This is a genomic window from Terriglobus albidus, assembly GCF_008000815.1.
GTDB classification, from domain to species: domain Bacteria; phylum Acidobacteriota; class Terriglobia; order Terriglobales; family Acidobacteriaceae; genus Terriglobus; species Terriglobus albidus_A.
The window spans coordinates 367,337-392,647 of sequence record NZ_CP042806.1; the positions used below are offsets into that span (position 1 = coordinate 367,337).

Consider the following 25,311-nt stretch of genomic DNA (forward strand, 5'->3'; position numbering starts at 1 on the left):
TCCTTATGCGCTGGTGACCGTCGTCAAAGCACGAATCATGCATAGCTTCGCCAGCTCGACTTTGAATGCATTGTCCGTGTGCGGCCTTGCCCCTCTTAGCGCCGCATCCGCCGCTGCGCGAAAGGCACGTTCTGTCGGAGCCTGGCCTTCAAGCGAACGTTCAGCCTCCGGCATGCGCCATGGCCGTGTCCCTACTCCACCCATCGCAACGCGGACATGACGCATCCTGCCGGTCTGTACCTGCATCACGATGGCGGCAGATGCCAGAGCAAACTCATACGAAGCCCGGTCGCGCAGCTTGAGATAGATCTGCTTTGTCTTCTCTGGAAGAGCAGGAAGGGTGACATGAGTGATCAGATCGCCGGGCTCAAGTGCATTCTCGATATGCGGCGTTGTGCCGGGAAGCTTATAGAATTCACCGATCGGAATCATCCGGTTTCCCTTTGCTCCCTGCACATGAATCACGGCGTCCAGCACCATGAGGGCCACATCCATATCCGAAGCATGCGTGGCGATGCACTGATCGCTCACACCCAGAATGGCGTGGTTGCGGTGATATCCGCCGATAGCGGCACAACCTGAACCCGGAGTGCGCTTGTTGCACTCCGCATACGCCAGATCGCGGAAGTAAGGGCATCGCGTGCGCTGCACCAGATTGCCTGAAGTAGTGGCTTTGTTGCGGAGCTGCGCCGAGGCGCCCGAGAGTAGAGCCTGCGAAAGCACAGGATATTCGGCCAGCACCTCCGGCGCCTGCGCCAGATCGGAGTTCCGCACCAGCGCGCCGATCTTCAACGATCCGTCTGACTGCTTCTCTACCTTGGCCAGATCGGGAATGCGGTTGATGTCAACCAGATGCTGTGGCGTCTCCACATCGAGCTTCATGTAGTCGATCAGGTTGGTGCCACCCGCGATGAATCGTATGGTCGCTCCCTGCTGTGCAGTCGGTGTTGCAGCAGCGATCTGAATAGCGGCGTCGGGAGTACCAACGCGTGTCAGCTCAAAGTCGATCATGCGTCTACCCCCTGCTGGCTGACGCGGCTGCGCACCATCTGTATTGCCCTCACAATGTTCGGGTAAGCGCCGCAGCGGCAGATATTGCCGGACATCGCCTCGCGGACATCCTTGTCAGCCGGCCCCCACGGCTCCTTCAGCATTCCTACCGCCGAGACGATCTGTCCGCTGGTGCAATAGCCGCACTGGTAGCCGTCATGCTCCACAAACGCCGCCTGCATGGGATGCATCTCCTGCGGAGTACCCAGGCCCTCGATCGTTGTGATCTCATCGCCCTCATGCATGGCAGCAAAACTCAGGCAGCTATTGATGCGGCGACCGTTGACCAGCACCGTGCAGGCTCCGCACTGTCCGTGATCGCACCCCTTCTTCGTTCCGGTAAGCTGCACGACTTCACGCAGGCAATCGAGCAGTGTGACGCGCGGCTCAAGCTGCAGCGTCTGCCGCTTTCCGTTAATGCTGAGGTGAACCGTCTGGGTTCCGGCGCGGCGTGCAGGGGGCGTATCGGGCGCATCTACGACGTTTGCGATCGCAACCGCCGGCGAAGCGGTCGCAATTCCTGTGGCTCCCAATCTTGAAAGAAATGAACGGCGACTGAGGGAGCTATACGTACCAAATACCGGCGGCTTCCCTTCCCGCGTAGTCCCCGGTTCTGCGACTTCGGACTCCCGCATTTTCGGATTCATACCAAACCTCATTCCTATACAGGCTGCCGTGGAGCCGAGAAGGACATGCTGGCAATACTGCAAATGCCAGATGCCAGTACATCAGAGACGCGCCACACAGGACCTTGGTTTGCTGCAGGATCCGCGAAGAAAAAGAGGCCGGCCGAATGGGCCGGCGCAAGGAGTCGAGTATTTACGGCCTTACTGGCGTTCCTGGGGAAAGCCGAAGGCGTAAATCGTGTTGTCGGCAGTGGCGAGATAGATCATGCCGCTGCCGGTGGCGATGCCACTGGTGGTAACGGGCGAGGCGATCGCCGTTCCGCTGTTCCAGAGAGCTTTGCCGGATTTGGCGTCGTACGCATAAAGCACTGCCGGTCTGCCCTTGGCGCGAGTTGCAGGGTCGGCGCTGCCGCGCTGCTCGCCGGTCGCCAGTACAAAGAGCACGCCATTCAGGATCATCGGGCTTCCAGGCGCCTCCAGTTCCGTGGAGGTCCATGCCATCTGCAACTTGCCATCCGAAAGCTTGTAAGCCACTACCCGGGCCTGCTGCTTCGTCTTGTCTGTCACGACGAGATAGCGCGTGCTTCCGTCCTCCCAGGTGGCCAGCGCCGTTGGCGTGAACTGCAGCTTCTGTTCCTCTCCCGCGGCCGCTACTGCCGCCCCGGTCCCCGCATCCATCAGCATCACCTTGCCGTCAGTCGTTCCCGCGGCGACATACTCCTTCTTGTCGGCAGCAGTAAAGATCATCGGCGTGGAGGCAAAGCCCGCTTCGCTGGTTGCCATCACCTTGGCGCTGAGCGACTTCGGATCGAGCGCAATCAACTGCTTCGTCGTCGTGATGTAGAGATTGCCTTCGGTCGAGAACGCCGGCGCTCCGAGGATGTCACCGCTCTCAGGCTTCCATTGCTTGATGGTTGGATTTGCCGGATCAGTACGGTCCATTGCGAAGAGCGTGTTTGGGCTCGCACCGCAACCCGGCAAGGTCGCCGCATACACGATCTTGTCCACCGACGCGATATCGGAGACCTGACTGCCGGCCGGCACGAACGGCGTAGGCTTCTCGTACTCGTTCCCCGTGCCGTGCGCCATGATATGCAGCGTACCGTCAGTCGTGACGGTGTACATCGGTGTAGCCGCGCGGCCTCCCTGGTTCAACCCGGGAATCGGAGCCCCCTGCTGCCCGAAACCAAAGCCGGTACGGGGCGGGTTCATGCCACCCGGGATCCCCTCTCCTGGCTTACCGACCACGCTGTGATACGGCGCGGCAAGAGGCCGCGTCATGCCTGCCGCAGGCTTCAGCGCCGAGGGCCTTCCCGGCGCGCCAATACTGGTCAACGCGCAGGTCTTCGGCGCCGTCGTATTGAAGCGCTTATCGAAGTAGGGGACGCCAAGGTCGCTGTCGTAGACGTAGAGGTTGCCATCGCCGCCCTGGAAGAGCACCAGGTCTTTGAAGCCCTTCCACCCGATGAAGGTGCCCACCATGATGGGCTCGCTCAGGCCAATCTTCACGCCTTCGACCTTCTGCTTCCAGATGAGCTGGTATCCCGGTTTGGACATCGACGTCGCATTGACCTCCTTGTCCGCCCTCATCCAGTGCGAACGCTGCACGTCGAAACCGGCCGTGTTCCAGTCGGGCCCGTTACGCTGTGCGAAGACGACAGGGGTCAGCGTCAGCGCCGCAATCAGAGTGAGAGTACTGCGTTGCGCTGTCTTCATTTGGCAACTCCGAAGCAATACATCATGCCGTCATAACTGGGGATATACACGCGTCCATTCGCTGCGGTGATTCCCGCGAAGTGATTCCAGCTCGCGATCTGGTTGCCGCTCGACCACAGCATCTTTCCGGTAGCTGCGTCCAGCGCTACCAACACCGCGTGCCTTGAGTAGTGAATACGCGTGTTCGACTGCTGTGACCACGGCCCCTTGGGCAGCATCTCCGGCGTCTTATCCCAGTAGTTGTCGTCCCACTGCTGACGCGCATCTTCTCCGGAGCCATTCACAAAGATCACACCATTCAGGATCACGGCTTCATCGGGATGATCGATATCTTCGCTGGTCCACACTGGCGTAAAGCCGAACTTGCCGCCGGTCTCCGTTACCTTCAGCGTCGTCACACCACCGCCACCCATCTTCGGTGCGGGTGCGTAGTGAGTTGCGCCGATGTACTTCGGATTGGCAGGACCGAAAAACGGCACTACCACGTACAGATCGCCCTTCGCATCCACGTAGGTGCTGATCGCTCCCCACACGCCTTCTTCCGCGAAGTTGCCGTTGAGGTTACAAAGCAGCGGTGTCTGCGCCAGCGGAGTGCGATGGTCGTCACCGCCGAGGTTATCGCGGTCCAGCAGCCAGAGGCGGCACTCCTTCGATGTGCCGATCAGCAGCTTATGCCCCTTCCAGTCCACGGAGACCGGGGTCACATTCACATCCAGGTCGCGCTTGAACATGTACTCGGCATTCTTCGGTGCGTAGAAGTCGTTCAACTGCAGTTCGCCAGACTTGTCGAGTTTTACGCCAATGATGCCGTTACCGAGATGGCCGTTCTCTACATCCCACACTCCGTCACCGGTTCCCATGTAGCTCTCGCCGTCGGGGCTGAGCCCGACTCCGCGCCGTCCCCATAGCCCACCGCCTGAAGGGATAAACGCCGTTGCGATGCGGGTCTTCGTGTCATAAGCAAAGGTCGAGTTGGTCAAACCGCCGCAGCCCTGCGCAGTGCTGGTGTAGATCACACCATTCAGATAGTTCAGCGCGTACGGCTTGCCGTTCGCTGGAATGAACTTCTCTGGCGCCTCCAGCTCTTTTCCGTCGGCAACGTTCATCTTGCGCAGATAGCCGTCCCAACCGATCGCCCAGACGGTCCAATCGCCAGACTTCTCGCCGCGAACAACCACCGGCACCGCCGTCTGACCGCCGGGGCAGAGTGTAGCGCTCGTCTTGGGTGGTTGATAGTCGGTCTTGTAAGTCACATGCCAGATTGTGTTGCCCGTATTCGCATCCAGGCCATAGAGCTCATCCAGCACGCCTACCACAACGGCGATGTTCTTTTTGCCCGCAGGAGTTTCGACGTTTTCTACCAGCAGCGGCGGGAAGAGGTTGTGCATCTCGCGCGGTTTGGAGTCGAGCTGCACCTTCCACAGCAGCTTCATGTTCTTCACGTTCTGTACCGTGAAGGACTTGTCTCCCTGAACCCAGCCGGTGCGTCCCACATCGACGCCCTCGGTCAGGATGTTTACCGCCCATGCGGCCGCCCCGCCGCCCAACAGCAACACGGCAGGTAACAGCAGTTTGTTCCAGCAGAATCGACGCATATGCCAGCCTCGAACCCAATTGCCTTAGGGAGGAAATCTCCCGCAACATATTGAGACGTTTCAATTTCGGACCGGAGATTTGCCCGCCGGAAAGTCCTTCCTGCTTGCGGTTCATCCGTTGTCCGATTTCGCGGGCAAGAGTACGCGGAGAAGAAAGCACTCGTCAACCGCTAAAATTCAGGGTTTTTCGCGGAACTTCGAACAAAAATTTAGCTGCAACCACCCTCTCGGCTGGGGGATCATGGTTTGAATTTGCCTCTTCCGGAAGGACACAAGAAAAATATGAGACGTTTCATTTTTCTCTTGAGTGTTGTCTTCTCCCTCTGCTAGGTTGATCGATCATGCGTGGTCTTCGCCTCCCTCTCGCCGTTGTCGCCGCTACCGTGGCAGCTCTCCTCTGCTCCGCCCGCGGAGCCCAGGCGCAACAACTGCCGGAAGGTCCCACCCGCGACCTGGTGACCAGCACCTGCTCACGCTGCCATGAGTTCGACCGCGTACTCTCGCAGCATCAGGACAAGGATGGTTGGAGCGCCATCGTCAACAAGATGGTCGGACTCGGTCTGCAGGCCAGCGACGACGACATCAAGAAGATCGTGGACTACCTGGCCACGAACCTGCCGGCGGAGAAGGTCGAAAAGCTGAACATCAACAAAATGACCGCCGTGCAATTTGAAACCACACTCGGCATTCCTCGCCCCCTCTCCCGGGCCATCATCGAGTACCGCGATAAGAACGGTGATTTCAAAACACTCGACGACCTCAAGAAAGTTCCGGGCGTAGACCCGGCCAAGGTCGAAGCAAAGAAAGACCGGCTGACAGTCTAAGCTCCGCTTCTCCGTCTAGGCTCCGTTTCTCTCAGCTTGCCTGGCGTTCGTGATGAACGCCTGCAGTTTCTCAGGATCTTTCTTCCCGGGCGCGCTTTCCACGCCGCTGGCCACATCCACGCCCCACGGGCGTAGCGTCCGGATGGCCTCGGCCACATTCTCCGGCCTGAGACCTCCTGCGAGGATGATAGGCATTCCCCGTCGCGCTATCTCAAAACTCGCCCGCGCCAGATTCCAATCGAAGGCCGTCCCTGTGCCTCCGCTGGCAGAAGCAGTCTTCGCATCGACCAGCAGCCGCGCGGCCAACCCATCTTCCGCGATGCGACGCGTACTCGCCTCAAAGGCCTCAGCCTGTTCCAGCCCGGCGGTCACCTGCCAGTGCAGCGTCTGCAGAATCGTGACCGGCGTGCTCAGTCCCTTGCGCAGTCCCAGGATCAGCTCTGGGGTGTAATCCCCGTGCAGCTGCACCCCTGTCAGCCCGGCATACTCCACCGCCGCGCGAATGGCGGCCAGATCAAGCTCGGCGAAGACACCGACCTTCTCGATCGATTCCGGCAGCTCCTGCACAATCGGCGCCACCTGTTCGGGCGTCATCCGACGCGAGCTCGCAGCGGCGAAGACAAACCCAAGCGCATCCGCTCCCAGCTCTGCGGCGAGCTTCGCGTCATCCAGGTTCGTATTGGCGCAGATCTTTACCCACATGATGGCTTATCCGATCAGCTCACGCAGCATGGCGCCCGGCGAGGGCTGACGCATCAATGTCTCGCCGATAAGGAAGGCATCGAAGCCCGCCACACGCAGATTCTCAACATCCTGCCGCGAAGCAATGCCGCTCTCCGCAACTCGCACTACACCGTCCGGAAGCTGCGATGCCAGCTCCACCGCACGTTCGATGGAGACATCGAAGGTCTTCAAATTGCGGCTGTTCACACCGACGCACTCGCAATCCAACTGCAGCGCACGATCCAACTCCTCCTGATCGTGCACCTCGCACAACACATCCAGGCCATAGGTGCGCGCGGTATCGCGCAGCACCCGCAGATCTTCATCTCCAAGCGCCGCCATGATCAGCAGAATGGCATCCGCACCGGCGGCGCGGGCTTCCAGCACCTGGAAGGGCTCGACCATGAAGTCCTTGCGCAGGCAGGGAATCTTCACTGCGGCCGAGACACGGCGCAGATTCTCAAGGCCACCCAGAAAGAAGACCTCGTCGGTCAACACCGAGAGACAGGCCGCCCCTGCCGCTTCAAGCTCAGTGCCCAGAGCCACCGGCTCAAACTCTGCCCGGATCAGCCCCTTGGAGGGCGACGCCTTCTTCAACTCCGCAATCACGGCAGGTCCGGTCTCCGCACGCTCACGCAGTGCGCGGGCAAAGCCTCGCGGAGTATGTGCCGCCGCTGCTTCTTCCAGAGCAGCAAACTCGGCGGCTGCCTTGCGGGCAGAGACTTCTATGCGGGTATTGGCCAGAATACGTTCCAGATGACTCGACATGCCTGTCCCCATTGTAGATACACTGGTGCCAGCATGAAATTCCGTCGCCTTTCGCTGTTGCTCGCCCTTACTGTTGGTGTCTTTACCGTTTCTGCCCGTGCCCAGTTGGGCGTCTATGGCACTGTGAATGTGCAGCAGGTAAGTGTCAGCGGAAAGAATGTTGCTCCGGTCGGTGGCGGCGGCGGCGTTTATTACGACTTCAAACAGATCGGCCGCATCAAGCTCGGTGCCGATGTCCGCGGCAGTGTCGCCAGCAGCAAACAGGGCAACGATAACGGCTTCAACGGCGTAGGAACCCGCATTCATACCGCCCTCGGCGGCGTGCGTGCCAGCACTACGCTTCCCGTGAACTGGATCAAGCCTTATCTGCAGGGTTCAGTCGGCTGGGGTGGCAGCAACTTCGGAGCCTCACAGAATATCAGCGGTGGACTTGCCTATGAGGCCTTTGCCGGCGTTGACCTGAAGGTCGCTCCCATCATGGATGTCCGCCTGGCCGAGTTCGGCATCGGCTCGATTCATGCGAACAACAGTAATCACGAGTTGAAGACCATCAGCTTCGGCGTTGTTCTCCATCTGCCGTAACGAGCGCTTCCGGCTTAAACAGAAAACCCGGCCGTTGGCCGGGTTTCAATCTTTATGGTGCCGAAGAGAGGACTCGAACCTCCACACCCTTGCGAGTACATGGACCTGAACCATGCGCGTCTGCCAATTCCGCCACTTCGGCACGGGACAACCACAACAGCGCGTCGTGGCCTTGCAGAAATATTAGTGTTTCAAACCTTTGCTGGCATGTCAAACCAACACAGGTTTCCCCTAAACAAACATATGCTTGCCCTTCGTTCCCACGGACTGTATCGTTTGTGAAACGTCGCGGCCCCTGGAGCGTCTGAACGAAGCATGAACGACCCGAAACAGGAACAGGTCATCCCCGAGGATCTCGCACTGGAGATCCGTAAGCTCGCCCACGACCTCTCGAATGCCCTCGAGATCATCGTGCAGACCAGCTACCTGCTCTCTACCGCCGAGCTAAAACCGCCCGCCTCAGACTGGCTGGGCATGATGGACTCGGGTGTGCAGAAGGCGCTGGACCTGAACCTGCAGCTCCGCAACTACATCAAGACCCATAGCCCCAAATAACGAGGACTACTTCGCGGCTACTTTCGTCGCAGCGAATGAGCTCTCCGGGTACCACTCCGGTCTGCCCTTGGCATCGGCGACCCGCGTTGCCAGTTGCGCCAGCAGACTGGTGAACTGGGCTGCGCCAACCTTGTCCACCGGCTGATTCAGATCGTCGGAGGGCCGGTGATAGCGCACCGCTACCCAGGTATTGAAGGTCTTCTCCTCCGGGGAGCCCGGGGTCCAGCCGAACTTGAAGGCCAGGGCCGGAATGCCCTGCTTCACAAAGTTCACCTGGTCCGAGCGGATAAACCGGTTCTCATCCGGCTGTTTGTCGAACTGCGGCTCCACATCGTTCAACTGGCACACGGCGCGGGCGTCGTTCCCCAGCGTCGACTCACCAAGCCCTTGAATCTCCAGGTAGCGCAGCGGGAACAGAGGCAGATACATATCCATGTTCAGGTCAGCAACGATCGCCGATTTCGGCACCGTTGGCCTGGTCGCAAAGTACTGCGATCCCAGCTCGCCCATCTCCTCGGCTGCGAGCGCCACAAACAGAATCGACCGCTTCGGGCGAGCACCTGCCGCCAGCAGCTTCGCCGTCTCGATCAGCGAAGCTACACCGGAGGCATTATCCATCGCTCCGTTGTAGAGGTTGTCACCATCCACAGGACGCCCAATCCCCAGGTGGTCAAGGTGCGCGCTGATGACCAGGTACTCCTTCTTCAGCTTCGTATCCGCGCCCTCCAGCAGGCCAACGACGTTCGGGGCATGAAGGTGCTCCGCAGTCTTGATGGCAGTCGTCGCATGCAGCGTTCCCGGAAAAGCGAAGTGAGCCAGCGGCTTGCCGGCGTCGCCAGAGGCCTTGATCTCGGCGAAGCTATGCCCGGCGGAAGCGAAGAGCTTCTCCGCTCCCTTCTCTGTAAGCGCGGCATAGACCTTCATGCCGGGCAGGTTCTCCAGCGCAGGATCGGCATACAGCATGACCGGCGGCGGAGCGTTACGATTTCCCGCTGCGGGGTTCGGCGGAGCCCCCGGACGCGGCGGCGTAAACAGCACCATGCCGATGGCGCCTGCAGCATGCAGCGCCCTCCAGCGCTCCCCAGCGATGCGGGAATAGGCACGCTGCGGCCCCAGCAAGTTCGCCGGAGCACCGCCGTAGATCACCACTACCTTGCCCTTCAGATCTTCGCCGGTGATGTCATCCACGTGCTTCTTCGGAAGTGACAGCCCATAACCGAGAAAGACCATCGGCGCATCCACCGTTCCGGCCCCATCCACATGGGCGTTCAGCTGCAGCTCCGCAGGCAGCTCGTACCGGAGGTTATCCACAGCGAAGCTCGATTTTTCCACGTCAATGGATGTGGGCACGAGTTCAATATCCTGCCCGTATCCATTGGTTCCAGCAGGCTTCAGCCCAATCTGTTTGAACTGAGTTTCCACATATTCCACAGCCTTGAAGTACCCTGGCGAACCGGCGCGCCGGCCCTCCAGTTTGTCATCGGCCAGGTATTGCACGTGCGACCACCAGGCATCTGCGGCAGGGGTCCAGTCTTTTGTCTGGGCGTGAAGAACTGAGGTCAGAACGAGCGCAGAAGCAAGCAGCGGAATACGCGGCACGGCAACTCCAGAATAAGGGATATGGGGAGTATGTCACGAGAGAGCGTTTTCCCTGCGGGTGTGGTCCAGGGCTTTCACATCTATGGGCGTTTTCCGCACTGAAAACGCAGCTGCACCGTTGCACAGAAGTCGTAACTCCGGTATCGCACTGGGGATCGATAAAGATCTTCACGAGAAAAGAACACTCGCACATTTGCATTCTGCGGCAGCGACTGATTTCGATTGCTTCTGGAAGAAGCTATGTTGCCTGCTGACGCTTGGGTAAAGCTGCTTTGATATATTTACGCAATAGCCTCGTTAAGTTTTGGCGCTCTAACGCTGCTTCTGGCTATACCCGGTACACAACGTGAAAAATCAGGCAGTCGCGCTAATACTAGCCGTAGTGAGTTCTTCGGCGTTTCTGCAAGCGCAGTTGAAACACACAACAAATTGGGCAGATGCGCCGACCGTCACGCAGGAGCAGCGGCAAACCACAGGGTTTTTCTCTCCTTTAGTCCATCTTCCTTCTTTGAAGGAGATCGGTGAGTACCACTCGGGCGGTAATTTCATACCGCATGGCACATCCGTATCCCTGGGCGACAGAGAAGTTGAGAGTGAACCGCAAGGTAGTTCGACGGCCACCTACGCTCAATTCGACGCGAGACAGGCCTCCGAGACAACTTCATACAAAGCCTCTAGCTACGTTCCTCTCGATAGTTGGATTTACCCCGCCTTCGATCGATTGGCGGCCGTCGGCCCTCTGCCAACAAGCACCGCGATCCTCCGTCCGTGGACGAGACTGGAATGCGCACGACTGTTGGCTGAGGCACACATTGCCATCAATTACGAGGATGACGATGTAGCAGGTCCCATATTTGCAGCGTTAGATAAGGAATTTCGTAGCGAATCCACAATTATCGACGGAGGCCGAAACGCATCCGCAGGAATAGAGAGCGCCTATAGCCGCGTAACCGGCATCGCTGGAACCCCGATACGGGATGGCTTTCATTTTGCGTCGACGATCACCAACGACTTCGGACGGCCGTTTGGTAATGGAATCAACTCCTACGACGGTCTATCAGGATCTGCACAGTTTGGTCCGTTTGCGGTGTATGGGCGAGCGGAATACCAATATGCGTCCGCGATGCCGGAGTACAGTACCGCGACCAAACAGTTCCTTGCCGCCAACGACGTTCTTCCGGTGGGATGGAATCTACGCTCCGGCACGACAAGTCGCTTGCGGCCGATTGAAGCTTATGTCTCTTTGAACCTCGCGAACTGGCAGCTTTCCTTTGGGCAGCAGAGTCTTTGGTGGGCGCCGGACCGCAGCACGTCCTTGATCCTGTCGAATAATGCCGAAGCTCTGCCGATGTTTCGAATCACTCGCGCTAAGCCGGCGACCCTCCCGAGCTTTCTCAGCAAACTGGGCCCCGTGCACCTCGATATGTTTCTAGCGCGCCAAGGTGGAGTCCATTATGTGGGACTTGGCAGTACGTTTGCGGTTCATGGCACCCCAGACAAACCGTTGAAGCAGCCTCCGTATCTATGGGGTTTCGCCTTCACCGTCAAGCCTACGGAGTACCTTGAGCTTGGCTTTGCGCATACTGTGATCTTTGCCGGTTATAGCCGTCCGCTTACCTTTGAAACCTTCTTCCACACATTCTCCGTAGATGGAAATGGGCAAGAGATCGAGCCTGGCAAGCGTGTCACAGCGTTCAACTTCGCTTATCATCCTCCCTTCCTGCGGCAAAGCCTGGTGCTCTATAGCGAGGCCATGGCCTGGGATAATCCGATTCAGGGAAAGTTTGTTGGGCGCTATGCCTTCTCTCCGGGGATCTATATCCCGCAGATGCCGAAACTGCCAAAGCTGGATCTCCGTTTGGAAGCGGCTTACACCGACCTGCCCAAACTACCGATCCAGGGCTACTTTTACACGAACCACCACTACATTGAGGGCTATACCAATTACGGTCAGATCCTTGGGAGTTGGGTTGGCCCCCAGGGGATTGGTGGAGAGGCTTCCAGCACCTATTGGTTTTCGCCTCGGACAAAAGCCTCAATCAGTTATCGGAAGATGGTCTCAGATGTCGGGTACTTCCAGGGCGGCCATCGGGATGACGTTTCAGGAAAGCTGATTTGGACGCCCAACGCTTCCACAGAAATCTCCGGAGACCTGCAGTACGGGCATTGGAACTTTCCAGCAGTGTCTCCAACATCAAAGTCCGATTTCACGACAACAATCCAGATTCGATTCTTCCCGCAAAATCATCGTGATCACTAGAGTCCTGAGTCTGAAGTTCTGGTCGTAAATTTTGTCATCCTGAACGTTCGGGGTCCCCAGCGAACTTGTTCGCTGATGAGTGAAGGACCTGCTTTTTCAACGCTTCGGATGGCAAAGCTGTTCATGATTTATGTCGGCGAACTCTGGACTCACCACACTAGGGCGTATCTGACATAGGACCCCGAACCATCAGCGGGGCGATGGCTTCGGGTCTCCTCCCGGCGCCATGCCCCGGGGGCGGTATGCCAGCCGAATGAAGTTGTGAACGAGAGGATCTAACGACATGGCTTCGCGTGCATCGGCCTTGCGCCAGGCGAGTCCGATCTTCCATTTCGCTTCTTCCAATCCTGTATCCAGCAAGCGAACATTCGGCACGTGCATCAGATTCGCCGATCGCGGCACCAGACTTACGCCCACACCACCGCGCACCAGATTCAGAACCGTAAACAATTCGTTGACCTCCTGCACGATGCGGGGACTGAAGCCCGCGGCACGGCAGGTTCGCGCCACGTGATCGACAAAGCTGGAAGAGACGCTGCGCGAGATCACAACAAAGGGCTCGTTGCGAAGACTGGCCAATCCCTTTCGGTAGGGCATGCCACGAGGAATGGCCGCGACAAGCCTCTCTTCGAGCACTGGAACGGTCTCCAGATCGGGATGTTCGACAGGCAGGCGTACAAAGCCAACATCAATATCTCCCTGCTCCAGGGCACTGATCTGATTTGGTGTGGACATATCCGCCATCGACACCTGCACCGCAGGAAAGTGCTGACGGAAACGCGTCAGAATATCCGGCAACCCTGCGGCCAGCGAGGCGATGCCGAAGCCGATGCGCAACAAACCCGCCTTGCCATGTACAGCGAGACGCGTGATCTCCTCCGCCATCTCCGCTTCGCGCAACAAACTCTGTGCCCGCTCACGCAGAATCTCGCCTGCCGGTGTAAGCGACACCCGGCGATATCCACGCACCAGCAGCGGTCCACCAACTTTAGATTCCAGTTTTTGGATCTGTTTGGTCAGCGCGGGTTGGGTGACGTGCAACGCCTCTGCCGCCTCACCGAAGTGAAGATGTTGCGCCAGCACGAGAAACGAGCGCAATTCGGGGAGCTCGAGTGCCATTCCTGTACGTTATCAGAATTGCTCTTACGATCTATTGGACAGAATCGATGCGATCCCGGAGCCTAGTAGTAGGTGACTTGCATGGCGCATCCAGACAACACGTTCAACCGTACCGGGATTAAACGGGCAAGGTGGGCGCTCGCCATGCTCTTTGTGGTGGATGGGGTTGGTTTTGGAACCTGGGCGTCGCACGTGCCCGTCTTCCAGCAGCTGCTTCACCTCGAGAATGGATCGCTCACTTTCGTGCTGGTCAGCCTCATCATCGGCGCCATCATCACGATGCCCATCACCGGGCACCTCATCGAGCATTACGGCAGCCGCCGCGTCGCCCGGGTAACAACCGTCGTCTATGTTCTGATGGTCGCACTTCTGGCACAAGCCTCCAACCTGTTCTTCCTGATTCTTTTCGCCGGCATGTATGGAGCAGCAAAGGGCGCGATCGATGTCGCCATCAACGCGCAGGCGGTTACCGTAGAGAAACAATATGGCCAGCCGATCATGAGCTTCTTTCAAGGCTGCTGGAGTGCCGGTGGACTGTTCGGGGCAGGTGCAGCAAGTCTGATGCTGCAGCGCGGCGGTACTGCTCGATTCGATCTCTCACTCACGGCAGGTGTACTCGCCCTGTGCGGCCTGTGGGCGATGCCGTTGCTTGTCTCAGAGACCGACCGCACGACAGGAAAGCCACGCAAACCCGCGAAGTTCATGTGGCCCGATGCCGTTCTGTTACGCCTGGCTGTCCTTGCCTTCTTTGGCCTCATGGCCGAGGGAGCGATCGGAGACTGGGCATCGGTGTATCTGCACTCCAATGTAGGCGTAACGCTCTCGCTCGCAGCCGCGGGTTACGCTGCTTACGCTATTGCGATGGCAGCTGGGAGATTCTCCGGCGACTGGCTGGCGCAGCGTGTCAGCAGCAGGAACATCCTGCATGGCAGCGGCTTTCTGATTGCTTTAGGTATGGCCTGTGCTCTTCTCATACCCTCATGGTGGCCGGCTGTCGGTGGCTTGATGCTTACTGGAATCGGAATTGCAAATATTGTGCCGATCATCTGGGGAGCTGCCGGCCGCGATACACGCATGGGAGCCGGTCCCGCGATCTCGACGGTCACGACCATCGGGTACTGCGGCTTCCTCATGGGGCCTCCGGTCATCGGCTCGCTCTCCGTTGTCATCGGCTTACGTGCGGCGATGGCGGTTATTGCAATCGCCGGCCTTATTGTTGCTGTTGGGCCAGTGTTGTTTCCGATAGAAGCCACCTCGCGAGAGGAAGAGAGACAAGTCATCGGCGTTTGATCTCTTCCATCGGTCAATCAGCACGCGGACTGCATCGGATATTGTTTTCACCTGATACCAATCAGGATTCTGGTAAGCTGTTACTACGATTTTTGACGAAAGGAAAGAACCATGGAGACCACTAATATCCCCAGCGATCCCAGGACACCGGCCGAGTTCTTTCCCAGCGTCTCGCGCAGCTAGACTCTCCCTTCGATAGATTCAGAGTTCTTCAGCGCAGCCTGCGGGCGGCTCTCTCTACCCGTCTCCCCTTTTTCAACTTTGATAGGCATGCGGATGTCCGCGGCCCCTGATTCCTCTGGGAGTTTTTATGAACGAACATTCCAGTAAAAGCGCAATGCGCGAAGTACTGGCTTTCTTATTCCGCCACTGGCGCCGCGAACGGTGGCTGGTTGTGTGGGTGGCGCTCTGCATGATCTTCGCCACAGCCGCTGACCTGCTGATGCCCATCTATGCGGGCAAACTTGTAGATGCAATCGCGATGCATGCGTCCCTGCGTGCACTGGCGCTCCATACCGCACTGCGGGCGATCGCAATGATGGCAGTGCTCGGCATCATGCTTACGGTGCTACGCTACGTGGCCCTGGCAGGGATTATCCGGCTGACATTGCGGCTGATGACCCGTTTTGCCGGCGAGACATTCTGGCGGGTGCAGCGATTTTCGACGGACTGGCACGCGAATAACTTCGCCGGCGCCATCGTGCGTCGAATCACGCGCGGCATGTGGGCCGTGGATGTGATGGATGACATCCTGCTGCTGGAGATGCTCCCGGCCTTGCTGGTACTGGTTGGCTCATCACTCCTGCTCGGGCTGCATTGGCTCAACATGGGTGTGCTTGTGGCCGTTGGCGCTGTGGCGTATATCGCGGTCTCCATCGCGTTGTCGCTGTACTACGTCGCCCCGGCAGCACGGCTGTCGAATGCGCAGGACACACGGATCGGCGCATCCATGGCAGATGCGATCACATGCAACGCAGTCGTAAAGTCGTTCGGAGCCGAAAGGCGAGAGGATTTCCGGCTGGCGAAGGTCGTGGAGAAATGGCGCAGCCGTACCTCGCGCACCTGGATACGGGCAACACTCAACGGGAGTCTGCAGACACTTCTGTTGCAGGCATTGCGCACCGCGGTACTGCTCTATGCGGTATGGCTGTGGTGGCACGGACGAGCGACCGCCGGCGACGCAGCCTTCGTGTTGACGAGCTACTTCATCGTGCAGGCCTACCTGCGCGACATCGGACAGCACGTACGCAACCTGCAACGCGCCGCCAATGAGATGGAGGAAATGGTGGAGTTCCACTCGCATCCCCTCGGCGTAACAGATCACGCCGATGCAAAACCGATCCATGTGCGAGAGGGTGCGATCACCTATGACCGTGTGACCTTCCGCTATGGAATGCACACCGAAGCGCTCTTCCAGAATTTCTCCTTGAAGATCCGTGCCGGAGAACGTGTGGGACTTGTAGGTCATTCCGGATCCGGCAAGACCACGTTCGTGAAACTGCTACACCGCTTGTACGACGTGAATGGAGGAAAGATTGTCGTGGATGGCCAGGATACCTCTCGTGTGACACAGGAATCATTGCGTGCGCAGATGGCACTGGTGCCGCAGGAGCCGATTCTCTTTCATCGCACATTGGCGGAGAACATTGCCTATGGAAGACCGGACGCTTCGATGGAGGAGATCGAGCACGCAGCCCGGCTGGCCAACGCGCATGAGTTCATCCTGCGTCAGCCGAAGGGATATCACACCCTGGTAGGCGAACGCGGCGTGAAGCTCTCCGGCGGCGAGCGGCAGCGTGTCGCGCTGGCACGTGCATTTGTGGCGAACACTCCGGTGTTGGTGCTGGATGAAGCGACTTCAAGCCTGGATTCAGAGTCCGAGGCGCTGATTCAGGAAGCAATGGAACGCCTGATGGCGGGCCGCACGTCGATCGTGATCGCGCATCGGCTCTCAACCGTGCGAATGCTCGACCGGATTCTTGTCTTCGAGCGCGGAAGAGTCGTCGAAGAAGGAACGCACGAGGAGCTTGTACGACGTGACGGCGGCACATACAGAAGGCTGTTCGAACGACAGGCACTCGGCCTTGTAGTACACGATGAGGACACCACAGATGACGAGTCTGACTTCTCGGACAGCGTGGTGAGCTACTAATGGAGTATTCGGAATCCCATACTTCGGTCATTGATTTGCCAGGGTCTTGGACGGAGCGTATGGGATTCAAGCGAAGCTCGAACCGGGATAGACCGTGGGCTTTAGCCCACGGTCTATCCCTACGTAGAAATGGGCTTTAGCCCTGGGTCTTTTCTGTTGATCAGGAAAACGCCCAGGGCTAAAGCCCATTTACTTTCTATCCCTTATCAGCGGGCTGAAGCCCGCTGCTCCCACCAGCCGGGGCCGTTACTCGATGGAGAGCCGTGGACGCAACAATATGGTGGCCAAGCTGCTATCTTTCCAGAGTCATGAGAATGGACCGGCGGCAACTTCTTCAGTTACTCGCACTCTCCGGAGCAGGCGCTGCCACTGCACGTGGCTTCAGTGCTCCTGTCCGCAAGCGGCCCCCTAACATCGTCGTCATCCTGTCGGACGATGTCGGCTACGGCGACGTGGGCTGCTACGGTGCGAACGACGTAAAGACCCCCCACATTGATGAGTTGGCGAAGGATGGACTCCGGTTCACGAACGCACACTGTGATGCAGCGACCTGCACACCTTCCCGCTACGCGTTGCTCACCGGCAGTTACGCCTGGCGCAGAGATGGAATCCAGGTTCTCCCCGGCGATGCGAAGCTTCTGATCCACCCAGATCAACCAACCATCGCGTCAATCCTCAAGAAGGCCGGATATAGAACCGGACTCGTCGGCAAGTGGCACATCGGCCTGGGAAGCGGAACCATCGATTGGAATACTGCCATCGAGCCGGGACCGTGCGAGGTCGGCTTTGACGAAGCATTCTTCTTCGCGGCTACCGCAGACCGTGTACCCACGGTCTACATCCACGACCACAACGTCGTCGGGCTTGATCCCACGGACCCGATTAAGGTCTCGTACCGCGCTAAGATCGGAAATGAACCCACAGGCAAAGAGAATCCAGATCTTCTCAAGATGAAGCTGAGTGAAGGGCATGACGGTACCATCGTCGATGGCGTTAGCCGGATTGGATTCATGACCGGAGGAAAGTCAGCTCGCTGGACAGACGAGAACATGGCAGCAACCTTCACGGACAAAGCCGTCCAATTTATCGAGACTAATCGCGATCAGCCCTTCTTCCTGTACTTCACACCCAGCGACATTCACGTACCGCGCATGCCGAACGAGCAATTCGCTAACCAAAACACCTGTGGCATCCGGTGCGACGTGCTGAATGAACTCGATTGGAGCGTTGGACGCATCATCGACAAGCTCAAGAGCCTGCACCTTGAAGAAGACACGATCGTTATCTTCTCTTCCGACAACGGTCCGGTCGTGAACGATGGCTATGATGACGGGGCGGACCATCATACCGACAGCCACCCGCCCGCTGGGCCATGGCGTGGAGGCAAGTACACCATCACCGAAGGTGGCACACGCATCCCCTTCATCGTGCGTTGGAAAGGAAACGTAAAGCCCGGCGTCTCTGATGCGCTCATCAGTCAGTTGGATCTCACCGCGAGCCTGTCTGAGCTTGCCGGGACGCGAGTTCCTCAGAGCGCTGCGGGAGATAGCCAGAATGTACTGCCCGCACTGCTCGGTCGTTCAAAGATCGGGCGTCAATCTCTCGTCGAAGAAGCACAGTGTCTTGCATTGATCGAAGGCGACTGGAAACTGATCGACCGGGCGCAAAGGCCTGGAACCACTCCTCAACCAAAAGGCCGATATATTCCCGATACCATCCTGGGCGACGCTCCGCGAGAGACTCCGCCACAGTCGGCGATTGAGCTCTATAACCTAAAAGCTGATCCACACGAGATGCACAACGTTGCGGACCAACATCCTGAGATCGTGACAAGGATGAAACGAAAACTCGCAGATATTCGTTCGCGCCAGCCTCACTAAGCCGCGGTCGGGCGGATGTGATCTTCCCGTATCAAGGAGTCCAGGAATGCTTACACTCGCCAATCAGCGCTTTTGGACACGCAGGCTTCTAAGATCGCATCTCGAGGCCATTGGAATGGCGCCAGGCGATGCGGTGATGGTGCATGCTGCACTGCGCTCCGTTGGCCCGATGATTAATGGTCCAGACACACTGATCGACGCAATCCAGGATGTCGTTGGCCCGGACGGCACACTTCTCAGCTATGTTGACTGGAACCCGCAATATGAAGACGCAGCCGATTCGGAAGGACGAGTGCCAGAAGAGTTGAAAGCCGACATTCCTCCGTTCGACCCGAAACGCTCGCGGGCAAGCCGGGACTATGGCGCCTTCGCCGAGTTTGTTCGTACAAGTCCAGGCGCATTGAGGAGCGGAAATCCGGGCGCATCAATCGCCGCCATTGGCGGGAATGCCGCATGGTTCACCACGAATCATCCACTCCAATATGGCTACGGCGCGGGATCGCCCTTCGCCAGGCTGGTTGAGATCAGAGGCAAGGTTCTCATGGCAGGAGCTCCATTCGACACCATGAGTATTCTTCACCACGCCGAGCACATGGCTCACATACCCGGTAAGCGCATTCGCCGCATAGAGGTTCCACTGCTGATCAACGGCAAAACGGAATGGCGGATGATCGAGGAGTTCGATACCGCAGATCCTGTAGTTGAGGGACTCGACGAGAATTACTTTGCCGCGATCGTGGCGGAGTTCCTTACCGATGGACGCGGCAGTGCTGGGGCAATTGGTTCTGCATCTTCGATATTGGTCCCGGCCGCAGACATCGTCGCCTTTGCCGTTCAATGGCTAGAACAGCGATTTCCCGCGATGGAATCATAGTTCTGCATGTAGCGATTGAGATGTGGTACAAACTTGTTACTTCTGTGCTACATTCCAATATAGAGGTGCTGCAATGACGCAAACCACAATCAGCCGCAGCCTCAAAGCGGCCAAGCAAGTAAAGACATCTGCACGCCATGCTACGCGTAGCGGACGGGATGGCCGATTCGAAGATGCTCTCTCGATCGCCGGGCAGCAGGGCCTTCTCAGCGGCAGCCGCACCCTCACAGTCCGCGGCCGTATGCCATCCCTTCTAGTGGAACAGGCCAAGAAGAAAACCGGTATCCAATCCGATTCGAAGCTTCTCGAAGTTGCGCTCGCGAATATTGCCGTCGCCGATGATTACGCTGAGTGGCTGCTGGCGCAACGTGGCACTGTCAGCAGGGATCTGGACCTTGAGTTCTAAATCCGTTCTCGACCAATCACTTCGAAGGCTGAAACCCGAGAAGCATCGCAAATCGCTGACCTACCGCGACCGGGCCGTTCTACCGTTCCTTGCAGATCTGAAGCCGCCATTTCCCAAGCTTTTGCTGGACACGACGGTCTACGTTGACCTACTCCAGAACAAGCTTCCGGCCGAGGCCGACATCGCGTTGCGCGCTGGCAGCCTATGGCACTCGACCGTTAGTGAGGCAGAACTCGCGGCGCTCACAGGGCTCCTCGACCCTGCTCGGTCGGAAACGAAAACAGCTGTTGCTCAGATCGCAGCTTCGATCGATCGCTGGCCAACACACCGCATTCTGACTCCCGACCGTGAGATCTGGCGCGAAGCGGGCATTCTTGCGGGCCTAATAGCTCGTTTACAGCACTATAGACCCAACGAGCGGCGCAAAGCGCTGAACGACGCGCTCACCTTCCTGACCGGCATCAGATACGGATGCGCCATACTCACCCGCAACATCACAGACTTCGATCTGCTGATGCAGCTTGATTCACGAGGACAGGTACTCTTCTACGACCAGATCTGAGGCTGCTGCATTCTCTGGGTAAATATCACCTTCAAGAGAAATCGTCTGTTAGACGAGATCGATAGCCACCACCTCATGTAGCGCGATGGATGGCACCTCCAACCGGACAAAGCCTCCCTCATTCCTATAGTTCGGCTTCGTCCCTGCAACCAGCAGTTGCACCTGTTTCACTTTGCGGCCGGCTGGGATTTGCACTCTAACCTTTTGCGCAGAGATTGGGATGATCTCACGTACCGGACCTTTCATCATCATGGGGTTGGTCAGGTTCACCAGGTGTGCGGCGATGGAGCTCTTCTGCTCCCAGACGGAAACATCCAACACGCCCTTACCCTCGACCGTCAGCGGAGCGGGTTCATCCGTTGCCCAGAGCACGGCATTGCGAAGCAGCCTGGCCTGATCGAAGTTCAGCGTCTCCCAGAAGGTTCGATCGATGTCACCCGGCAGATAGACGACACGTCCCTTGCCTACCTGACGAGCGACGGCGCCGGGCTGTCCAGCCGGCGCATCGTTGCGGGGAAAGACCTCTTCCATCGGAAGGTCTGGATAGGTGGGGACCACCTGCAAGGGATACGTTCCTTCTCCGGCCGGCGTGACCGATACCTGATTCACAGCGTTGATGATGCGTACGGCGTTTTCGAGATCGTGCAGCAGAGGATGATATTGCCCCGATGAGTCTTTCTTCAGGCTCAGGTAAGAGTTCTTCATCTGGCCTTCAACCTTGCCTGCGTAATTGACGCCGAAGAGAGAGGCCAGCCCAAAGTTTGGCTGGCGAACACCCCATTCGTTATACAGCGAGGTCTCATACGTAGCGATCAGGCTGCCGCCATCTCGCACAAACGCCTCAAGCTGTTTGCACTGCTCCGTCGAGAGCGCCGCGATATTCGGAAGGATAAGCGTGCGGAATGGACGGATGTGCTCAGAGTCGAGCAAATGGTCATGGACCATCTCAAATGGAATACGCGCCTCGACGAGTGCCTGATAAAAACCCAGACCTGCGTCCTCGACCTTGGTACGTGCCTCGTCGCCTCCGTAGTACGTTGCAGTCTGTTGAGAGTACACAAGACCGACCCTGGCGAGCGGCCGCTCGTTACGCAAGTAGATCTCGTTCGCTGCGTGCCACTTGTAGATCTCTTCCACGACGGGCATCCAGCGCGGATCGATTATCTTGCAGTCAAACTTCGTGAACCATGGGCGGAGGTCATGCGCGATGCCATCCGCAACCCACATCCGTATCTCGTCGTCACTCTGTACGGAATCTTTCCAGCGGTATTTGTCCTCCAGCCCCATGCTGAAGATACCGACGATCGCTTTGCGGCCCAGCGTGGCACGGTACTCTTTACCGTTCTTCCCGTTGGCCCAAGGAGGTATCAGGCCTGACCGCCCCTGGCGATCTGCGAAGAGCGTTGGAGCCAGCTCGCCGACCGTCTTCATATCGAGCTCGCTCAAAGCGCCGCCGCCTGCGTTGGCAATGTAACTTGCGTTGGGATTGATGCTTTGGATCCTTCCATTCCATAGCCGCCAAAGCTCAAAGAGCCGTTGCTGCCTCCAGAGGATGTATTGCCGCCGCGATGGATCCTGCGGATTGTGCGTGCGAGGAAGCGCCATACCGCTGAAAGCCTGGAAGTTCTTCTGGCAATGCTCGCAGTAGCACATGCCCAACCCAGCCCATCGATTGGTGAAGATGCCTCCGGTCATGTACTTCGTCATGATCTCTTCGTGAACTGCGGTCATGAAGTCGAAGTTGTACGGACCCAGGGCGCAGGTCAGCCAGAAGTCTTTATCAGACGGATGACGGACCTTATCTCCGTTCGCATCCACCATGATCCAATCCGGATGCGCGTCATAGACGTCCTGATGGCAGGCATGCGCATCTGTCCGTGCAACAACAACCATGCCAAGCGCCCGGCAACTCTTCTGCAGATCACCAAAGGTATCCATATCGCCAAGCCACTTGCTGCGATAGTGAAAAGGAACCTGTGTGGGATAGAACGCAACAGCTCCGCCGGCGTTCAGAGTCACCGCATCGATGCGCAGACGCTTGAAGTAGTCCAACCAGAACTGGGGATCGTAGTTGCCTGGATCATCCTCAGCAAAACCGATCTGAGCCCATCGCATGGGTTTGTCGTACCAACCGCTTTGCGGTCCATCTAAAGGGGGTTGCGACCATAGACGAATGCCTGGCTCAAATAGACTGGCGGCTGTAACAGAGGCTGTATATCCCAAAAATGTGCGACGACTGGTTGTCATCTCTTCGACTCTTCACCCTTCCTGCCACCGTTCAGGCAACCGTTGGTTTTAGAGCATTTCTCCTGCTGCTGGGTATCCCGTGAGGAGCGTGCAGCGGCGTTTTCATTGCGGAAAACGCCCAACGATGTACAAGCCCCCCACACTACACCTACAGGAGAAATGCTCTAGCGCAATGCAATGACAGCTGCATCCCTCGCCGGCACGCTGACAACTACCTGTTGTCCTGTGAGCTTGATGCTGAGGTTTCCCCACTTATCCTCAGCCGCGGAAAACGTACCAAGTTCCGGAGCGAGCGCAACCGAAACTGCACGCGACGTCCTGGTTGGATTTGTTATCCACAGGTAGGTCCCACCAGCGCCCTGATGCACACGCGCCTGCACTTCGTCGTCGGCAAGGGTCACCCTTGGAGTGATGCCGGCCGTTTTAAGGAAGCCGGCAAACAACGTCCGGGCTTCCTTGCCATGGTGCAGGTAATAACCGCCCCCAGGAAAAGATCCCATCAGCAGTGTGCGTCCTTTGCCCGTCTGGTTCTCGATAGCGGCAATCGTTCCGCTTGGATAATGGCCTACAGCTTTGCCGCTGCCCTTCGTCTCATACTCCTGGAAGAAGTAACGGCCATCGATGGTGTTGCCGTTGACCTCCATCTTCAGATGATCATGGATGTCGGCTAAGAACTCGACGTATGTCTCGCGCGCGCCGAAGAGCTCATCCAGTCCATAGTTCGGCTGCACCTGCCCAACGTGGCCATGCTCACCGAAATAAGCCGGAAGTCCCTCGCAGACCAGCGTGCCGCCCTTCGTGACGTACTCCTTCAATTTGCCGACAGTCTCCGGATGCATCATGACCGGGTAGGCCAGATAAATCAGCTCGTACTCATCGATATGCTCGAGCGCCACGAAATCCGGCTGGATGTTCTGATCGAAGAAGGCCTGATACGCGCCACGCATCGACTCCGCATAGAAGTCCGTCGAGAGCTGCTGGACATAGTTAAAGAGCTCTGCCTCCGGAACGAAGAGCAGGCCGACATCTCCGCGCACGGGCCGTGACTTCCAGATCTCCGGATGAGCATTGGCCCAGCTCAGAGTCTTTCCGGCCATCTCCGCGCGAGGCGTCACAGAGCCGTCCATGCCAATGGACCCGAATGCGCCGAAGAGCGGGCCGTCCAGCAGAGGACGATAACGGCAGTACAGCAGTCCTCTGGCTCCGCCCGCGAACGAGATCATATTCCAGATCCGCACATCTTCCGGCTCTGTAACGCGACCATCTTCTCTCGGCTTGCCGATCAATTGTGGCTGCATCCATAGCGGTCCGCCCTGTGCCTCGGCATGCCAGAACGGCTTGCCCCGCGCGCCTGCCCGCGTCAGGTCGAAGGATTGCCACTGACGCCAGGACTCCGTACCATGACGCGACTGCACCCAGGTCAGGCCGTAGACATCAACGCGTTTGGCAGCCATCCATTCGTTGTGCACAGCGGAAGGATAGCTCTCCAGCGTCCCGGCTACGCCGTGACACGTGACCAGATGTTTGGGATCGAGCTTGCGATAAAGCTGAATGCGCCAGTCAAACAGGTCGTAGGCGTTATCGATGCGATGTTGCAGCCAATCCAGGCTCTCTGGATAGCCTGAAAAATCACGAGGGGGCTCAATGTCCTCCCACTCCGCGAAGCTGGGACGATGCCAGGTCTTGCAGACTTTGTCCAAGGAACCGTACTTCGTCTTGAGCCACTGCTGCAGCTTCTTCTTACTCGCATCACAGAAGCAGTTTGTCTTGCCGGGGCGGCCACCGTTGTAAGTGGTCTCATTCCACAAGTCATATCCCAGCAGCGCAGGATGGTTGTGATAGTGCTCGATCAATCGGGTGTGGAAGTTCTCTGCCAGCGCTTTCACTTCAGGATTATCGAGACACAAACCAGGAAACCCGCCGACGCCGCTGCTGGCCGACACACTACTATGCGTAATTGAATCATCGCTCGCCTTGTAGCGAGCATTTGGAAACTTGCGGAAGGCCCACTCAGGCGCGGCAGTGTCGAGTGTCGCGATGATGACCTTGATATTGTTCTGCGCGGCAAGGTCCATCATCCTGTCATAGTCGGCCCAATCCCATTTGCCAGGAGCCACCTCAAGCGCCGACCACATGAACCAGTGGCGAAAGGTGTTCATGCCGAGCCGCGAAGCCGTCTGATGATCGCGCTCCCAATCCTCCGTAGGAGGATTGGACTTCCGAAAGTAGACACCGCCGGCGGGAAACACCGATCCCATATCCACCTCAGTCGCTGGTACTGCAGGCGCCGGGTTGACCTCATGCCCTATGAATGCGCCAAGAATGGGTTGAGAGTGACCAGTGGCGGATGACGCGGTGATCATCGCGGTAGAAAGGAGGAAGTCGCGCCGGGTGATTTCGTTACGATCGTCTATCACGGTTGCTCCAAGGGTGTGTGATCACGGTTGAGCGATAGCGGCCCCACTGTAGCATCCCTGCGCAAA

The 25,311-nt window shown here is 58.0% G+C and carries 20 protein-coding genes and 1 tRNA gene; 10 read left to right on the forward strand and 11 right to left on the reverse strand.

What is annotated here, in order from left to right:
- Positions 1–3: 3 nt before the first annotated feature.
- From FTW19_RS01470 to FTW19_RS01485, 4 genes are all read right to left on the reverse strand, one after another.
- Positions 4–1,011 (reverse strand): FAD binding domain-containing protein, encoded by a 1,008-nt coding sequence (locus FTW19_RS01470; protein ID WP_147645925.1) that lies wholly within the window; start codon positions 1,009–1,011, stop codon positions 4–6.
- Positions 1,008–1,697 (reverse strand): (2Fe-2S)-binding protein, encoded by a 690-nt coding sequence (locus FTW19_RS01475; protein ID WP_147645926.1) that lies wholly within the window; start codon positions 1,695–1,697, stop codon positions 1,008–1,010. The genes FTW19_RS01470 and FTW19_RS01475 overlap by 4 nt, the downstream gene beginning before the upstream one ends.
- 180 nt (positions 1,698–1,877) lie before the next feature.
- Positions 1,878–3,392 carry a PQQ-binding-like beta-propeller repeat protein gene (locus FTW19_RS01480; protein WP_147645927.1) on the reverse strand — a complete coding sequence of 505 codons (1,515 nt, stop codon included), beginning with the start codon at positions 3,390–3,392 and terminating at the stop codon, positions 1,878–1,880.
- The gene (locus FTW19_RS01485) at positions 3,389–4,987 is read right to left on the reverse strand and encodes a PQQ-binding-like beta-propeller repeat protein (RefSeq protein WP_147645928.1); all 1,599 of its coding nucleotides are present in this window, start codon (positions 4,985–4,987) and stop codon (positions 3,389–3,391) included. The genes FTW19_RS01480 and FTW19_RS01485 overlap by 4 nt, the downstream gene beginning before the upstream one ends.
- 341 nt (positions 4,988–5,328) lie before the next feature.
- On the opposite strand from FTW19_RS01485, the gene FTW19_RS01490 reads away from it, so the two are divergent.
- Positions 5,329–5,811, forward strand: a complete 483-nt coding sequence (locus tag FTW19_RS01490; RefSeq protein WP_147645929.1) for a helix-hairpin-helix domain-containing protein — start codon at positions 5,329–5,331, stop codon at positions 5,809–5,811.
- Between the two features lie 15 nt (positions 5,812–5,826).
- Here FTW19_RS01490 and FTW19_RS01495 read toward each other — a convergent pair whose 3' ends face one another.
- Together FTW19_RS01495 and trpC are read right to left on the reverse strand one after the other, a co-directional pair.
- A complete protein-coding gene (locus tag FTW19_RS01495; RefSeq protein ID WP_147645930.1) occupies positions 5,827–6,513 on the reverse strand; it encodes a phosphoribosylanthranilate isomerase in 687 nt (228 codons plus the stop codon).
- A gap of 6 nt (positions 6,514–6,519) precedes the next feature.
- Positions 6,520–7,302, reverse strand: coding sequence for an indole-3-glycerol phosphate synthase TrpC (gene trpC, locus FTW19_RS01500; protein WP_147645931.1), 783 nt, complete (start codon positions 7,300–7,302; stop codon positions 6,520–6,522).
- Between the two features lie 33 nt (positions 7,303–7,335).
- Here trpC and FTW19_RS01505 point away from each other — a divergent pair, with 33 nt between their 5' ends.
- Positions 7,336–7,884, forward strand: coding sequence for an outer membrane beta-barrel protein (locus FTW19_RS01505; RefSeq protein WP_147645932.1), 549 nt, complete (start codon positions 7,336–7,338; stop codon positions 7,882–7,884).
- 55 nt (positions 7,885–7,939) lie between these two features.
- Here the strand turns inward: FTW19_RS01505 and FTW19_RS01510 are convergent.
- Positions 7,940–8,026 (reverse strand) — tRNA-Leu (locus tag FTW19_RS01510).
- Positions 8,027–8,199: 173 nt separating this feature from the next.
- On the opposite strand from FTW19_RS01510, the gene FTW19_RS01515 reads away from it, so the two are divergent.
- A complete protein-coding gene (locus FTW19_RS01515) occupies positions 8,200–8,439 on the forward strand; it encodes a hypothetical protein (protein ID WP_147645933.1) in 240 nt (79 codons plus the stop codon).
- A 6-nt stretch (positions 8,440–8,445) separates the two neighbouring features.
- Here the strand turns inward: FTW19_RS01515 and FTW19_RS01520 are convergent, their stop codons facing one another.
- Positions 8,446–10,038, reverse strand: a complete 1,593-nt coding sequence (locus tag FTW19_RS01520) for a M28 family peptidase (RefSeq protein ID WP_147645934.1) — start codon at positions 10,036–10,038, stop codon at positions 8,446–8,448.
- Between the two features lie 796 nt (positions 10,039–10,834).
- Between FTW19_RS01520 and FTW19_RS01525 the strand changes: the two genes are divergently transcribed.
- On the forward strand, positions 10,835–12,298 hold the full coding sequence (locus tag FTW19_RS01525) for a capsule assembly Wzi family protein (protein WP_187143199.1): 1,464 nt from the start codon (positions 10,835–10,837) through the stop codon (positions 12,296–12,298).
- Between the two features lie 189 nt (positions 12,299–12,487).
- On the opposite strand, the gene FTW19_RS01530 is transcribed toward FTW19_RS01525, so the two are convergent.
- Entirely contained in the window at positions 12,488–13,417 is a 930-nt protein-coding gene (locus FTW19_RS01530; RefSeq protein ID WP_147645936.1) for a LysR family transcriptional regulator, read from the reverse strand.
- An 81-nt stretch (positions 13,418–13,498) separates the two neighbouring features.
- On the opposite strand from FTW19_RS01530, the gene FTW19_RS01535 reads away from it, so the two are divergent.
- The 6 genes from FTW19_RS01535 to FTW19_RS01560 all read left to right on the forward strand — a co-directional run bounded on the left by FTW19_RS01535 (position 13,499) and on the right by FTW19_RS01560 (position 20,581).
- Entirely contained in the window at positions 13,499–14,707 is a 1,209-nt protein-coding gene (locus FTW19_RS01535; protein ID WP_147645937.1) for an MFS transporter, read from the forward strand.
- A 337-nt stretch (positions 14,708–15,044) separates the two neighbouring features.
- Positions 15,045–16,859 (forward strand): ABC transporter ATP-binding protein, encoded by a 1,815-nt coding sequence (locus FTW19_RS01540; protein ID WP_147645938.1) that lies wholly within the window; start codon positions 15,045–15,047, stop codon positions 16,857–16,859.
- Positions 16,860–17,173: 314 nt separating this feature from the next.
- Entirely contained in the window at positions 17,174–18,739 is a 1,566-nt protein-coding gene (locus FTW19_RS01545; protein ID WP_222705518.1) for a sulfatase-like hydrolase/transferase, read from the forward strand.
- Positions 18,740–18,785: 46 nt separating this feature from the next.
- Positions 18,786–19,613, forward strand: a complete 828-nt coding sequence (gene aac(3) / locus FTW19_RS01550; protein WP_147645940.1) for an aminoglycoside 3-N-acetyltransferase — start codon at positions 18,786–18,788, stop codon at positions 19,611–19,613.
- A 73-nt stretch (positions 19,614–19,686) separates the two neighbouring features.
- A complete protein-coding gene (locus FTW19_RS01555; RefSeq protein ID WP_147645941.1) occupies positions 19,687–20,019 on the forward strand; it encodes a hypothetical protein in 333 nt (110 codons plus the stop codon).
- Positions 20,009–20,581 carry a type II toxin-antitoxin system VapC family toxin gene (locus FTW19_RS01560; protein ID WP_147645942.1) on the forward strand — a complete coding sequence of 191 codons (573 nt, stop codon included), beginning with the start codon at positions 20,009–20,011 and terminating at the stop codon, positions 20,579–20,581. Before FTW19_RS01555 ends, FTW19_RS01560 begins: the two co-directional genes overlap by 11 nt.
- A gap of 48 nt (positions 20,582–20,629) precedes the next feature.
- Here FTW19_RS01560 and FTW19_RS01565 read toward each other — a convergent pair whose 3' ends face one another.
- Both FTW19_RS01565 and FTW19_RS01570 read right to left on the reverse strand, forming a co-directional pair.
- Entirely contained in the window at positions 20,630–22,696 is a 2,067-nt protein-coding gene (locus FTW19_RS01565) for a beta-galactosidase trimerization domain-containing protein (protein ID WP_222705519.1), read from the reverse strand.
- Positions 22,697–22,992: 296 nt separating this feature from the next.
- Positions 22,993–25,245 carry a beta-galactosidase gene (locus FTW19_RS01570; protein WP_147645945.1) on the reverse strand — a complete coding sequence of 751 codons (2,253 nt, stop codon included), beginning with the start codon at positions 25,243–25,245 and terminating at the stop codon, positions 22,993–22,995.
- Between the last annotated feature and the right edge of the window lie 66 nt (positions 25,246–25,311).

What these genes read in the sequence shown, in the direction of transcription:
- FTW19_RS01470 (WP_147645925.1), bottom strand. Translation starts at nt 1,011, where the DNA reads ATGATCGACTTTGAGCTGACACGCGTTGGTACTCCCGACGCCGCTATT.
- FTW19_RS01475 (WP_147645926.1), bottom strand. Translation starts at nt 1,697, where the DNA reads ATGAATCCGAAAATGCGGGAGTCCGAAGTCGCAGAACCGGGGACTACG.
- FTW19_RS01480 (WP_147645927.1), bottom strand. Translation starts at nt 3,392, where the DNA reads ATGAAGACAGCGCAACGCAGTACTCTCACTCTGATTGCGGCGCTGACG.
- FTW19_RS01485 (WP_147645928.1), bottom strand. Translation starts at nt 4,987, where the DNA reads ATGCGTCGATTCTGCTGGAACAAACTGCTGTTACCTGCCGTGTTGCTG.
- FTW19_RS01490 (WP_147645929.1), top strand. Translation starts at nt 5,329, where the DNA reads ATGCGTGGTCTTCGCCTCCCTCTCGCCGTTGTCGCCGCTACCGTGGCA.
- FTW19_RS01495 (WP_147645930.1), bottom strand. Translation starts at nt 6,513, where the DNA reads ATGTGGGTAAAGATCTGCGCCAATACGAACCTGGATGACGCGAAGCTC.
- trpC (WP_147645931.1), bottom strand. Translation starts at nt 7,302, where the DNA reads ATGTCGAGTCATCTGGAACGTATTCTGGCCAATACCCGCATAGAAGTC.
- FTW19_RS01505 (WP_147645932.1), top strand. Translation starts at nt 7,336, where the DNA reads ATGAAATTCCGTCGCCTTTCGCTGTTGCTCGCCCTTACTGTTGGTGTC.
- FTW19_RS01515 (WP_147645933.1), top strand. Translation starts at nt 8,200, where the DNA reads ATGAACGACCCGAAACAGGAACAGGTCATCCCCGAGGATCTCGCACTG.
- FTW19_RS01530 (WP_147645936.1), bottom strand. Translation starts at nt 13,417, where the DNA reads ATGGCACTCGAGCTCCCCGAATTGCGCTCGTTTCTCGTGCTGGCGCAA.
- FTW19_RS01535 (WP_147645937.1), top strand. Translation starts at nt 13,499, where the DNA reads ATGGCGCATCCAGACAACACGTTCAACCGTACCGGGATTAAACGGGCA.
- FTW19_RS01540 (WP_147645938.1), top strand. Translation starts at nt 15,045, where the DNA reads ATGCGCGAAGTACTGGCTTTCTTATTCCGCCACTGGCGCCGCGAACGG.
- FTW19_RS01545 (WP_222705518.1), top strand. Translation starts at nt 17,174, where the DNA reads ATGGACCGGCGGCAACTTCTTCAGTTACTCGCACTCTCCGGAGCAGGC.
- FTW19_RS01555 (WP_147645941.1), top strand. Translation starts at nt 19,687, where the DNA reads ATGACGCAAACCACAATCAGCCGCAGCCTCAAAGCGGCCAAGCAAGTA.
- FTW19_RS01565 (WP_222705519.1), bottom strand. Translation starts at nt 22,696, where the DNA reads ATGCGATGGGCTCAGATCGGTTTTGCTGAGGATGATCCAGGCAACTAC.